The 12,656-nt window shown below is 39.5% G+C and carries 12 protein-coding genes; 10 read left to right on the top strand and 2 right to left on the bottom strand.

Annotated elements, in window-relative coordinates; genetic code table 11:
• Nucleotides 1–55: 55 nt before the first annotated feature.
• Both ACDJ59_RS23990 and ACDJ59_RS23985 read left to right on the top strand, forming a co-directional pair.
• Entirely contained in the window at nt 56–619 is a 564-nt protein-coding gene (locus ACDJ59_RS23990) for a hypothetical protein (protein WP_413406328.1), read from the top strand.
• On the top strand, nt 616–1,026 hold the full coding sequence (locus tag ACDJ59_RS23985; protein ID WP_047840412.1) for a DUF2000 family protein: 411 nt from the start codon (nt 616–618) through the stop codon (nt 1,024–1,026). The genes ACDJ59_RS23990 and ACDJ59_RS23985 overlap by 4 nt, the downstream gene beginning before the upstream one ends.
• Nucleotides 1,027–1,089: 63 nt before the next feature.
• Here ACDJ59_RS23985 and ACDJ59_RS23980 read toward each other — a convergent pair whose 3' ends face one another.
• Nucleotides 1,090–2,301, bottom strand: coding sequence for an MFS transporter (locus ACDJ59_RS23980; RefSeq protein WP_413406326.1), 1,212 nt, complete (start codon nt 2,299–2,301; stop codon nt 1,090–1,092).
• A gap of 280 nt (nt 2,302–2,581) precedes the next feature.
• Here ACDJ59_RS23980 and ACDJ59_RS23975 point away from each other — a divergent pair, with 280 nt between their 5' ends.
• Entirely contained in the window at nt 2,582–3,160 is a 579-nt protein-coding gene (locus ACDJ59_RS23975; protein WP_413406324.1) for a TetR/AcrR family transcriptional regulator, read from the top strand.
• Nucleotides 3,161–3,260: 100 nt separating this feature from the next.
• On the opposite strand, the gene ACDJ59_RS23970 is transcribed toward ACDJ59_RS23975, so the two are convergent.
• Nucleotides 3,261–4,385 (bottom strand): LLM class flavin-dependent oxidoreductase, encoded by a 1,125-nt coding sequence (locus ACDJ59_RS23970; protein ID WP_413406322.1) that lies wholly within the window; start codon nt 4,383–4,385, stop codon nt 3,261–3,263.
• A 264-nt stretch (nt 4,386–4,649) separates the two neighbouring features.
• Here ACDJ59_RS23970 and ACDJ59_RS23965 point away from each other — a divergent pair, with 264 nt between their 5' ends.
• From ACDJ59_RS23965 to ACDJ59_RS23935, 7 genes are all read left to right on the top strand, one after another.
• Nucleotides 4,650–6,035 (top strand): helix-turn-helix domain-containing protein, encoded by a 1,386-nt coding sequence (locus ACDJ59_RS23965; RefSeq protein ID WP_413406320.1) that lies wholly within the window; start codon nt 4,650–4,652, stop codon nt 6,033–6,035.
• Nucleotides 6,036–6,287: 252 nt separating this feature from the next.
• Complete coding sequence (locus tag ACDJ59_RS23960) at nt 6,288–7,658, top strand: helix-turn-helix transcriptional regulator (RefSeq protein WP_340910940.1); 1,371 nt, start codon at nt 6,288–6,290, stop codon at nt 7,656–7,658.
• Between the two features lie 63 nt (nt 7,659–7,721).
• Nucleotides 7,722–9,047 carry a helix-turn-helix domain-containing protein gene (locus ACDJ59_RS23955; RefSeq protein WP_413406317.1) on the top strand — a complete coding sequence of 442 codons (1,326 nt, stop codon included), beginning with the start codon at nt 7,722–7,724 and terminating at the stop codon, nt 9,045–9,047.
• A gap of 479 nt (nt 9,048–9,526) precedes the next feature.
• A complete protein-coding gene (locus tag ACDJ59_RS23950; protein ID WP_091020024.1) occupies nt 9,527–9,706 on the top strand; it encodes an aspartyl-phosphate phosphatase Spo0E family protein in 180 nt (59 codons plus the stop codon).
• 482 nt (nt 9,707–10,188) lie between these two features.
• Nucleotides 10,189–10,704, top strand: a complete 516-nt coding sequence (locus ACDJ59_RS23945) for a hypothetical protein (protein WP_091018363.1) — start codon at nt 10,189–10,191, stop codon at nt 10,702–10,704.
• A gap of 99 nt (nt 10,705–10,803) precedes the next feature.
• Nucleotides 10,804–11,703 (top strand): ATP-binding cassette domain-containing protein, encoded by a 900-nt coding sequence (locus ACDJ59_RS23940; RefSeq protein ID WP_413406314.1) that lies wholly within the window; start codon nt 10,804–10,806, stop codon nt 11,701–11,703.
• The gene (locus ACDJ59_RS23935; RefSeq protein WP_413406312.1) at nt 11,696–12,595 is read left to right on the top strand and encodes an ABC transporter permease; all 900 of its coding nucleotides are present in this window, start codon (nt 11,696–11,698) and stop codon (nt 12,593–12,595) included. Before ACDJ59_RS23940 ends, ACDJ59_RS23935 begins: the two co-directional genes overlap by 8 nt.
• Nucleotides 12,596–12,656: the final 61 nt, after the last annotated feature.

Genomic DNA, 12,656 nt, shown 5'->3' with positions numbered 1-12,656 from the left:
TTTTTGGTATACGATCTTTAGCGGATTAGAAATAAAAAGGAGGAAATAGAAATAAATGGAGATCGTTAAAGAGAAATATGCCATACTGGGAACGCTGGGAGACGATGAAGGATTCCTGACTTGCAGCATGCATATCGCGAAGAAATTAGGCAACTCGGAACGTATCAAGCCATACCCTGAATTTGAAGCGGCTGCGGAAGACTTGAGATTAGGGATCATATCCTGCTTGCTGGTCCCCGGGGCGTATCCCAAGCTCAACAGCTTCATTATGGATTCTGAACTAGCGGTGTCTGAGAGCTTTGTGGAGAAAATTCCTGCGCTGGTTCTATCCGGCTTCCATGCGGTATGTCCCGATCAGATCGATATTATCTATCATCATCCAGCAACCACATACTTGTTATCTGAACTTGATACAACCTATAGAGAGAACAGCACCGTATCGTCCAACCCTGAAGCTTGCAGGAAGGTCATGCACAACACGGAGAAGTCCATTGCGCTCACGAATCAGCTATGCGCTGATCATTACGGGCTTGTGACCTACAAAGTATTGCGTGAGGGAATCAATATGCCATGGGTATGTTTTACACAAAATACACAGAGGGTGAATACAGTCATATGAAAAGAATTGCTATTATACTGGATAAAAATTTGGAACCTGGCGCCGCCGCCAATGTGGCTGCCCTGTTAATGGGACAAGCAGCCCTGAATGAGCCGGGGTTATATTCTGATCAACCTGTGCTGGATCATAGCGGCGTTCAGCATGCGGGCATCCGATATAGCACTGTCATTCTGAAGGCCGGGGAGAATCAACTGATCAATCTGGCCAAACTCTGCTCAGACGACAGTGGAGGATTGAGCCATGTTGTTTTTTCACAGACAGGCCAGTCGCTCAACAATGCCTTTGAACAATATGCAGTTGAGATTGCTTCGATGGAATTGGAAGCTACCAAAGTGGTAGGTGTCATTGTATGGGGCGAGGATGATCAAGTTAGGGCAGCGACCAAAAAATTTAGTGTCATGAAATAAGGGAAAAGGGCAGAAGCGGATCTTTAGAGATCACTCTGCCCTTCTTTATATATGAAAGAATTGTTATCCGTTGCTGACAACGGCAGCTTTCTTTTCCGTAAAGTAATACACCAAAGCGAGCAGCGGCATAATCAGGCCAATCAGCGTTGTGAGACTCCAGCCTCCGTTAGCATAAGACCAGCTTCCAAGAGATGATCCAATCGCACCGCCGACAAAAAAGATCGACATGAATATGCCATTCACACGTCCTCTCGCTTCACTTCCTAAGGAGTAGATAATGCGTTGACCCAGCACCAGATTTCCCGAGACAGCCATATCCAGTGTGATCGCGACGATCACAAGCAGTATCAATGCAAATGTGGAGTGGCTCTGGAACACATAAGCAAGACCGAACGAAGCAACAGCGATCACCATGGCAGCACCCGTCAGAATACGTGTTAGTCCGCGATCAGCCAGTCTCCCGGCGATAGGAGCGGCAATAGCACCTCCGACACCAGCCAGTGCGAACCAGGCAATGCCTTGCTGTGACATGTCAAAATCGTTAGCGAGCCTGAGCGGAACGGTGGTCCAGAACAAGCTGAAAGCACCAAACAGACTGGCCTGATAGAACGCCCGGCGGCGCAGCAGCGGCATCGTTCTGAACAGTGTGCCCAAGGACACGATTAATTGCCCGTATTTCAAGGTGGGTTCAGGCTGGCGAGCAGGAAGAGCACGTGATAGGAGCAGCATGAGAAGTGTTATGACAATGGCGGAGAATACAAAGACCGTCTGCCATCCGAAGAGGCTGGTGATAAAGCTTGCGACAGGACGAGCCAGCATGATGCCCAGCAACAGACCACTCATTACATTGCCAACAACCCGTCCGCGCTGTTCCTCGGAAGTAAGATATGTCGCATAGGGCACCAGAATTTGAGCGACCACAGAACCTATACCAATGAACAGAGAGGCAGTCAGAAATACAACAGCGGTGGGCGAGAAAGCCGCAGCAATCAGGGCAACAACCAGTACGATGAGGAAAAGAACGACCAGGCGTCGATTCTCGGTAATGTCACTGAGCGGCACGATAAACAGCAAACCAATGACATAACCAATCTGAGTCAACGTTACGATCAATCCGGCAGCGGCAGAAGACAGACCCGTTGTCATGCTGATCGGACCGATAACGGTCTGAGCATAATACAGATTTGCCACGATCAATCCACAAGCGGATGCCAGCAAAAAAATAATCCAGGTGGGCACAGGGGCCTTCTTCACTTGTTGTCTCATATCCATCATTATCATCCTCCACAGTTCTAAATTGGTATTCCCAATAAACAGGTGATATTTAAAAACGTTATTACTAAACGGTGTGTTTACTAATTACAAATATATAATAAACTAAACGTATAGTATTGTAAATGGGCTCTACATATTTTAATGAGAAAGTTAATGAGGATGAAAAGGTGAGCGGAGGATGGAATTGTGTGTATTCATGGCAGTTTAGTATAATGAACGTATCGTTTTTATGAATATTACTGTTGACTAAATATATTTTATACATCCAGGAGGGCTCAAGATGACTGCCAAAAGAGGACGTCCGCGTAACATGGAAACCCAGAATGCCATTCTTACAGCATCGTATGAGTTGTTGTTGGAGCACGGATTCGGGGTGGTTACAATCGAGAAGATTGCTGAACGTGCACAGGTGAGCAAAGCCACTATCTACAAATGGTGGCCGAATAAAGGCGCTGTCATCATGGACGGATATATGTCTGCGGCAACGGCAAGATTGCCAGTGCCGGATACAGGCTCGGTATTGGAGGATATACGCATACATGCGAGTAATCTGGTTCGTTTTTTGACCAGTCGTGAAGGTAAGGTGATTACGCAGATTATCGGAGAAGGGCAATCGGATGAAGGGCTTGCCGAAGAATACCGTACAAGGTACATCCAACCACGTCGGCGTGAAGCTCGGGGGATTCTGGAGAATGGTGTGGAGCGCGGCGAGTTAAAGAGTGGGACGGACATTGGATTATACATTGATCTGATCTATGGGCCGGTGTTCTATCGTATGTTAGTGACGGGGGAAGCGATGGATGATGCGTTTGTAGATGTGATGCTCCGTTCATTGTTTGAAGGCATTCAGTCCGAGTAGATATAGGGATAGTCGCGATACAAGTGGGAGGAAGAGGGAAGAGGGCGATTCGTAGGAATCACCCTGGAAGGAGCACATGTATATTGTACGTGGGAGATTGTTAGACCTGGAATATAGGTGAGATGGCTGTGGGCCATGAATCTGTAACATTAGAGGAAAGGACGGATGAGTGCTGGGTTAACACCGGGGGTTCATTCCAGACCGAACTGGGCAGTTCGCGGCGTAAAACAGGGGCAACTTCCTTGGCAAAACGCTCCACTTGCTCCAACTGCTCGCTATGCGTCAGTCCATCTACGCTGATACTCAGCACCTGATGTTCGTAAGCGGCATGATAGTCCAGAATTTTCTCAATGACCTGTTCCGGACTGCCAATTAACGCAGGACCTCGTGCAATGTTATCTTCCAGATCGCTGAAGGGAGACTGGTTATGCTGTGCGGCGGCGGTGGCATGGAACGCTTCATAATATGGCTTATAACGACGAATGGCTTCTTCGCCCGTATCCGCAAGATAGAGACTGCCGGCACCAGAGCCAATCACTGCTTGCTGCGGATCATGACCATAATAATCGAGGCGTTCCCGATAATGATCAATTAACGCTTTGTATTTGGCCTGAGGGTGAAAAGAGTTCGACGTGAAGAGCGGCTCGCCATATTTGGCAGCGAGTTCGGTTGAGACCGTACTGGACGCGCTACCATGCCAGATTGGGATGGATTGCTGAAGCGGCCTGGGCCACGTGGTCACTCCCTCAAGCGGAGGGCGATACGTTCCCTGCCAGGTTACATTCTCTTCAGACCACAGCCGTTTTAGCAAATGATAGCGTTCATCGAGTGAGTTCCATTGTTCCTCTTCGCTTATGCCAAACAGCGGATAGTGCCGAGGGTCATTGCCTTTCCCGATGATCATTTCCAGCCGTCCGCCCGATAATTGATCCAGCGTGGCATAATCCTCGGCAACCCGGACTGGATCAAGTATACTAAGAACAGTGACGGTAGTTAGTAACCGAATGCGTGTGGTTGCTGCGGCTATTGCGGTTAATACGACAGGTGGCGAGGAAGATAAAAAAGGTGCACCGTGTCGTTCACCGATCCCATAGGCATCGAATCCCAGTCGTTCAGCCAGCTTCGCTTGCTCTAATATATTGTGGAATTTCTGCTGAGTTGTCAGAGCTTCCCCGGTTACGGCATTAGGCAGATTCATCATGAGACTAAACAAGGCAAATTTCATCTGACCTTCTCCTCGAACTGAATTGATAGTATCTGTGTCGTATAATCCTATTGAAATAGTAGGATATGCAAGTTGAATTAAATGTATCACGTTCTCACGGATTCTTCTAATGGATTTTTTCTATAAGCAGGAACAGCGAGGCCTCCTTGCATAAATGTGAAGGAAATTGCCACGATTTTTATTGACCGCTGTAAAATTTAGGATTAAAATTGTGCTTATCATATAAATTCAAAATTATGGATTTTCATTGTGGAGGTGGGATACATGGAACCTACAACTACGATACGCTCATATATTGAGGACTACATCAGGAAACAGGGGTACACCCTGCAGTATTTTGCCGATATATCGGGAGTTAACGCTGGAACGCTTAGCGCAATTATTAAGGGGACTCGGCCCATCGCTATGGCGCAACTGGATCTGATTACCCAAGGCATGAAGCTGGAAGAGGGGTATTTCTACGAGATTTATGGGGCTGAATGTTTCGTGGAATCGGCACCTCATTGGAGGAGACTGGAACCATTCCTGCAACGCTGTGCTGAATTGGACAAGCTCGAATGTATTCATAAGGTTATCCAGGAAGTGACGGATGATCGCTCGTATATCTCGGAGTTGTTTGAGATGGCGGAAGGCATGCTTGAACGTGGACAGACGAAGGCTGCACGGATGTTGTACGAATGTGTGGCGGAGTGTGAGAAATATCAACACTCGGAACGTCTGGCTCTGTGCCAGTATCGCATTTTCACCCTCTCGCTTGGTCAGAATCAACATGATAACCTGCGGGCCGCTGTGCACTTTGAGCCATATATTAATCGGCTGGATGAGGAGAGGCAGCTGGATGCGATTAAGGATTTGGCGAATACGTATGCGTCTCTTCGATATTGGGAAAAGGTATTTAATTTGGCTGAAGAATTAGATCAGAAAACGAAAATCTTACAGTCTTATACAAAGAAAAAAATAGACAAAATTGATAGACTTACCGCCTATCCTTTGTTTGTATATAGAGCTTATTCAAATTTACTTAAATCATCGGTATGCGAGAAGCAGGGGCGGTATGAAGAGGCTCTAGTCTACACAGAGTTCTATGCCAAACTTGCTAATGTCTCGGAACCGGATGAAGAAGATCAAATATTTATTGATAATTTTGCTGGATGGGCGGAAGCCAATACTTATTTATATAAATTGATGATGGGTGACCACAGTGTTTTACCTGCTTATATGGAATTTATTGAAGAAAATGAAGAGGAAATTTTACCTGCAATCATTAATATTTTGGAGGCAGCTAATAAGTTCGATAGAAATATTGATGATATTTTGTATAAGTTCAGCGATCGAATTAACTCGGAAATTAACTGTTTAAAAGGATATACTGAGCAGATGAAAAATGAAATTTATGCTGCATTCTTGTTGGAACGTTCTCTTTATCACTTAAATCGTCATGAATATCCAGAGGGTTTGAAGCAACTTATTCACTGTCTGAGAGAGTCTGTACGATTTAACAATCAAACAGATATCATTCATTGTGTTTCCTTGTATGAGAAGTACAAAAACATGGGTACCACTGAAATCGAGCATCAGTACAAACTTATCATGATGGAGGTTCAGAAATCCTATGAAAAAAAAGAAAATCTACTATATAATTTTGCTTAGTATTATGATTATTAATGTAAGTCAATTAGCTAATTTTAATAGTGATGGAATTATACAAATAATGGGCATTACACATGGAGTGGGAAAATTATAACAGTGGATATATTAAATTTTTCAAAAAGGTTTACTTTCAAGTAACGAGAGTAAGCTTTTTTGTATTTTCATAGATTGACCAATGTAAAATACAGGATTAAAATAACATTTATTATATGAAATTGAATTATAAGTGATTCTAATGACGGAGGTGAGACAGTGGAATTGGTACCTAAAATAAGAGTACATATTGAGAAATATATGAGAGAGCAGAATCTCAAGTTGCAGCATTTTTCCGATATTACTGGAATTAATGTTGGAACTTTAAGTGCCATTCTTAAAGGCAACAGGCCAATGTCTATGAACCAACTGAATCAGATTACTTCTGTTATGGGATTAGAGAAAGGGTATTTTTATGAGAGTTATGGGGTTGAATCCTTCATAGAATCTTCGCCCCACTGGAGACGTTTGGAGCCATATCTATATGAGTGTGCTGAGCTTTGTAAGCTGGATTGTATACAACAAGTCATCACTCATGTAACGGACGATCGATCATATATAGAAGAATTATTTGATGTAGCTGAAAGCTTTTTTGCTAGAGGATTAAAAGAAGTAGCTCTTATTTTGTATGAATGTGTGGCAGACAGTGAAAAATATCAACACTCCGAGCGGTTGGCCTTATGCCAGTACCGTATTTTCCTGCTTCATAAAACACTGAATAAATTCAATAACTTAAATGCCGCAGTAAAATTTGAACCTTTTATCGAAAAATTGAATGAGGAAGTACAACTGGATGCGATTAAAGATTTAGCTAATTTGTATGGCGCGATAAATCTATGGGATAAGGTTTTTGAACTGGCTAATGAATTGATTCAAAGAACTGAATTCCAAGTTCAACTTCAATCTATGAGACGGAACAGAAAACCAAGAATAGCCTCTTATCCTCTATTTACTTATAAAGCTTATGCTAATCTGCTCATGGCAAATGTATCTGAAGAACGTAAGCAATATATGAAAGCTTTGGAGTACACAGATGTTTATGAGGATATTATGGATGGGATTAAAAATCCAACAGAGGAAGAGCAAGAATTGATAGATCGATTCAAGGGCTGGGCTGAGGGCAATCGATATTTGTACAAAATACTATCAGGTGACTTCGAAGGCTTAAACCGTTATTTAAATTACCTAGATGTTAATCATGCCGAAATTTTAACAGCACTCGCCTATATTATACAGGCGGCAAATCAGTACTCTTTTAATATTGACCATGCATTAAATAGATTCCAAAATCACATTGATCAAATTAAAGCGGCAAGACATGTAAAAGGAATATATAACGAACAGGCATCAAATTTTAGATATATACGCTTATTCTACGAACTAGCAAAATACAGATTGAATCAGAACCAAATTGAACAGGGAATAGAACATCTAATTACTAGTTTGGAACGTTCTTCTTCATGTAATGAAGATCTAATGTGTATCAAATGTATTGATTTATACGGAAAATATAGAGATCGCGCCAGTAAGACTCAGGAAGAGCAGTATACAAAACTAATAGATAAGTTAAGTGTACCGACTTTTCGATAGTAAAACATCTGGGGAAGGACGATGAAGACAATGTCCAATATACGTTCCTATATTGAAAGTCACTTGAAAAATAAGGGATATAAGCTACAGCAATTTTCAGAAATGGCTGACATTAATGTTGGTACATTAAGTGCGATCATCAAAGGAACCAGACTTATGTCAATGAATCAACTAGACCAAATCACATCAGCAATGGGTTTAGAGCAGGGATACTTTTATGATATGTATGGTGTGGAATGTTTTATTGATTCTGCACCTCATTGGAGACGTTTAGAACCGTTTATATATCGTTGCGCTGAGCTTGGCAAGCTGGATATTATCGAACAAGTCATTACTCATGTGACAGATGATCAATCCTATATTGATGAGTTATTTGATGTGGCAGAGAGTCTCTATAGTAAAAGCATGAATGAAGCGGCACTCATTTTATATGAATGTGTGGCCGACAGTGAGAAGTATCAACACTCGGAGCGGTTGGCTCTTTGCCAGTACCGCATTTTCCTGCTTCAGAAAACACTGAGTAAATATGATAATCTCAATGCAGCAGTAAAGTTCGAATCGTATATTGATAAATTAAATGAAGAAGTGCAATTGGATGCAATTAAAGATTTGGCAAACGTATATAATACGATACATTTGTGGGACAAGGTTGATGCATGGGCAAGGGAACTGGAACGGAAAGCAGAATTCCAATTAAAAATTCAATCTCGTAGGCGAAAAAGTAATAAAAGAAGGCTAACAGCCTATCCTCTTTTTACATATGCAGCCTATGCAAACTTATTAATATCAAGCGTTTATGATACCCGCAAGGAATACGATGAGGCCATAAATTATCTGCAAAAATACATGGAGATAATTGAAATTGAGAATCCTACAGAAGAGGATCAAAAAATAATAGATCTATTCAAGAAATGGGGAGAGGGGAATCAATATGCATTCCGAATATTGCTAGGTCAGGAGGAAGTAATCTTTCCTTATTTAGGATACTTAGAGAACAATCCAGAAGAGATATTAACTGGTTTGCTAAATATATTGGAAGCAGCTAATCAGTATGGATTTAATATTGGTCATGCTTTGAAAAAGTTTGAATATCCGATTAATTTGTTTAATACGGACTTTCATAATAAAGGTGGTTATACCGATCAAATGATAGACCATGGATATAGAGTTTTTTATTATGAATTGGCAAAATATCAAATAAATCAATATAATTATTCACTTGGAATTGATGCCTTACTTATTTGCTTAGATCTCTCTTCTTCAAGTAAAGATGAACTAATGTGCATTAAATGTTTAGATTTGTATGGGGAGTATAGGAGTGAAGCCGCCGAAACACAGATCAGAAAGTACAAAAAATTAATAGAAAAGTTAAGTTTACCGACTTTTTAATAATGAAATATCTGGGAAGGGATGATGAAGAAGATGCACAATATTCGTTCCGTATATGTTGTTTAATTATGAACTTGCAAAGTATAAATCAAGACTAAAAGTTTATCAAACCGGTATAAATGTAATTCTTAATACACTTATCTCTTTCAATGTTTAACCAAGACGATCATATGACAGTAAAATGTGTTGATTTATACGGGACTTATAGACAGCAAGCTAGTTTGTCTCAGCAAGAGACGTATTCACAATTATTTAAGACGATAAATATTAAATAAAACAAACAGCCTATCTGCTTTTGAGGTAGGCTGTTTTGTGTTTTGATAAAGGACTAAGCAGAGCACAATGCCTTTTCTAAAGATTTTTTTTTACAATATTATGCAAAACACATTATGTTCTAAAAAGCACTTGCAGTCATTAGTGAAACTAATAGCTTACTCATATTAAATGTTTTTCCAGAATGTCCTAGAGGGGTACCTGCTATGAGAGAACGGAGTATCTTGAAAGACCAGATCGAGCAAGGTAGGCAAGAGTTAAGTCGCTTGGTAGATCAATATGGGATTCCTAGTGTTAAAGTGCTTGAACAGTCGATGGCGTTGGATGAGCTAATTAATGAATATAATCGATTTACCTCAGGAATGAATATGAATATTAAAAAATGAAATACATTACACATACCTGGTTTTAAGACAACCCAAAATATATAAAATGTTACCGGTGAAAAAACGTTGTATTCATTAGTAAAGGAAGAACTAAAATTTCCTGCAGAGAACATATAATAATAATCGAAATCGATCATGGAGATTGTGTACAAAATGAAATTAAAAAGGAGAAATCGAAATACAAATGTTTTGCTTAAATAAAATCAGTCTTTGGATGAGGAGTATTAATTCCCAATAAACATTTATTTCTCTAATATTTTATTTATAGGTTTTTATTCATAAGAAGAGTTTTTTAGTATTTTTTGCAAAATATTATAAGATTTTATTGGGGGCAATTATAATCTATTTCAGTTTTATAAAAAGATTGATGCTTCTTGCTCTTTTTCTGGAAACGGAGGTGATTGAAATTTAGATGTATAATTTTTGAAGTATTGCTGATTGATCTTTAACGTTTTTCAGTCCAAAAAAAGGAGAATTTCAAAATGAAAAAAATTTCATTCTTAAAAATGTTGTCTGTCGCTGTTATGAGTACAGGATTAGCATTTGGTAGTGTTGCTCCATCATTCGCAGCGGAGAACGTGGAAATTCCGGATACTTCAATTATTGGTTCTGAATCATATGTAGCCCCAGTGCCGGGGGCAAATAACGATGGATTTTCAACATTTGCGACAATTTCAACTCATTCTTGGCAAAAAAGTTATAAAAATTTGTATGGAATTACAGTTGCAACTCAAGAAGCATTTGCTCAATGGACTTGGAATGATGGTAAAATAACAAACTTCGGTAATTTGTGGCAAAATAATTCTACTGCTCCGCTCTACGGTTTCAAAGACGAAGAGAACAAATGGAATTATAAATATACTTCAACAGGTCAAACAAACCAAGGCGTATTGTTTGAGAGTGGAATTCCTACACCATGGGGTCACGCAGGAGGATCAGAATTTACAAGTCGTATTCTAATTAATGTTTCTTCGACTGGTAGCTCAACTGCTCAATAAGTTAGAAAACATATGAAAAACACAAATACTTGGATGGGTATATAATGACCTTATCCAAGTATTTGTTGGTATAAAGGATGAGAGTCGAAAGGAGCAAATATGAACAGAATTCTGAAAGTAGATAACTTGAAGATCAAATTTAAGAATGATCTGATACTAAATAATATTTCACTTTCTCTCAATGCGGGTGATGTTTATGCGTTGGTCGGAATCAATGGTTCTGGCAAAACTACTTTATTATCCAGCTTAGCGGGACTCCTCTCACCAACCTCAGGAAATGTTTTTATTGAAGAGAAATTAAGTCAATTTAATCAAACGAGTATGTCATTCCAACCCACTTCTTTCTACGCACATTTAACGGGTAACGATAATGTGCGATTATTGTCCCCTGATCCACAAAGAGCATTGAAAATATTAAAAAAACTAGATCTGACTACACCACAAATAATGAAAAAGAAAGTAAAGACGCTGTCTTTTGGTCAGAAACAACGACTAGGAATAGCTATTGCTCTTTCGAAGAATGCGAAAGTTTATCTTTTGGATGAACCAACAAATGGACTCGATAATTACTCCTATAATAGGTTGGTCGAAGTAATTCAAGATATGTCAAATCAAGAATGTTGTTTTGTTATAGCGAGTCATGAGTGGGATGTAATAGAACATTGCTGTAATAGACTTGGTATGATGATTAATGGACGAATTGAAAAGGAATTGGATATATCTGATTATAATAATGGTTTGCAACCAAAATTAATTCAAATAAAAGTAAATGCAGAGTTTAGCACGAATGAACTTTTGGAACTTGATGGAGTACTGAAAGCAAACAGGTTAGATCGTTTTTCTTGGAAAATTACGCTTGATAAAAATTGTACATTTGAGTCTTTTCAAGATTCATTACGCCAAAAAAATGTTTCGATTAACGAATGGATGTCTTTGAATCATGTACAAGAATGGGAATCTATTTACAATCAGCTTGTAGAGGGGGGAAATCATGATTAAATCGTATACGAATGAATGCATTAAGCTTATTAAACACCCGTTCAGTATATGGGCAACTGTGATCTTCCTGGTATTTGTTATATACACATATTTAAGTGTCGGATCAAATTTTCAAAACTCATTCCAAGCATTTATGAATAATAGTGGATATTCTCTGGAACAAACATATCAATTTATCAGGGGTTCAGATACTTCCAGCAGTTCTTTATCCGCGATGTTATTTATCTTAAGTCCTAAAATGGCAATAGCCTATTCACTGGCTTCTGTAAATGCCCTAGGACCGATCGTAATCTCTATCATTGGTGCGCTGATATTTGGGATAGAATACCGTAGCTTTACGCTCAGACAATTATGGGTTCAAGGCTTGACACGTCTAGAAGTGCTGCTTACAAAAGTTATGGCTATATTTACATTTATACTTTTGTTTATGTTGCTGACAATGCTTGTAGGAATTATGTTTAGCTATGTCACTCCTGCTGTTTTTAATCTTCCGATGGATTTGGTAAACACGAAAATAATAACGATTAAAGATTATACTCTACAAATTTTAGGTTCTATTATAAGTCTATTATTGTGGGGGATGTTTGCAGGTTGCATCACTGTTTTGAGCAAAAGTTTAATGGCGGGGATCATCGTTGGTTTTATCTACCCAACCATTGAATCATCAGTGTTCCATAGTTGGTTTATAGGACAGTATTTACCTTTATTTATTCAAAAATCAATGCTTCCTATTTTATTTAGAGATACTGCTTATGGAGGAATTGTATCATTCTACGATATGCCTGACATATATTCTGTAACTACAAGCATGCTGTTTACCTTAGCGTATACAATGTTTTTCCTGTTAGTAACATGGATTGCTTTAAAGAAACAAAGGACTCTCATGCCATAGAAAACTTTTAGACCGCCACATTCTTAAATTAACATTAATTAGCTATTTCTAAGATAGGCTC

Origin of the sequence: Paenibacillus amylolyticus (assembly GCF_047302515.1) — a bacterium.
Lineage (GTDB): Bacteria > Bacillota > Bacilli > Paenibacillales > Paenibacillaceae > Paenibacillus > Paenibacillus amylolyticus_G.
Note: the sequence above shows the minus strand (reverse complement) of the source record. Positions and strands in the feature narration are given on the sequence as shown.

What these genes read in the sequence shown, in the direction of transcription:
- ACDJ59_RS23990 (WP_413406328.1), top strand. Translation starts at nt 56, where the DNA reads ATGGAGATCGTTAAAGAGAAATATGCCATACTGGGAACGCTGGGAGAC.
- ACDJ59_RS23985 (WP_047840412.1), top strand. Translation starts at nt 616, where the DNA reads ATGAAAAGAATTGCTATTATACTGGATAAAAATTTGGAACCTGGCGCC.
- ACDJ59_RS23980 (WP_413406326.1), bottom strand. Translation starts at nt 2,301, where the DNA reads ATGATGGATATGAGACAACAAGTGAAGAAGGCCCCTGTGCCCACCTGG.
- ACDJ59_RS23975 (WP_413406324.1), top strand. Translation starts at nt 2,582, where the DNA reads ATGACTGCCAAAAGAGGACGTCCGCGTAACATGGAAACCCAGAATGCC.
- ACDJ59_RS23970 (WP_413406322.1), bottom strand. Translation starts at nt 4,385, where the DNA reads ATGAAATTTGCCTTGTTTAGTCTCATGATGAATCTGCCTAATGCCGTA.
- ACDJ59_RS23965 (WP_413406320.1), top strand. Translation starts at nt 4,650, where the DNA reads ATGGAACCTACAACTACGATACGCTCATATATTGAGGACTACATCAGG.
- ACDJ59_RS23950 (WP_091020024.1), top strand. Translation starts at nt 9,527, where the DNA reads ATGAGAGAACGGAGTATCTTGAAAGACCAGATCGAGCAAGGTAGGCAA.
- ACDJ59_RS23945 (WP_091018363.1), top strand. Translation starts at nt 10,189, where the DNA reads ATGAAAAAAATTTCATTCTTAAAAATGTTGTCTGTCGCTGTTATGAGT.
- ACDJ59_RS23940 (WP_413406314.1), top strand. Translation starts at nt 10,804, where the DNA reads ATGAACAGAATTCTGAAAGTAGATAACTTGAAGATCAAATTTAAGAAT.
- ACDJ59_RS23935 (WP_413406312.1), top strand. Translation starts at nt 11,696, where the DNA reads ATGATTAAATCGTATACGAATGAATGCATTAAGCTTATTAAACACCCG.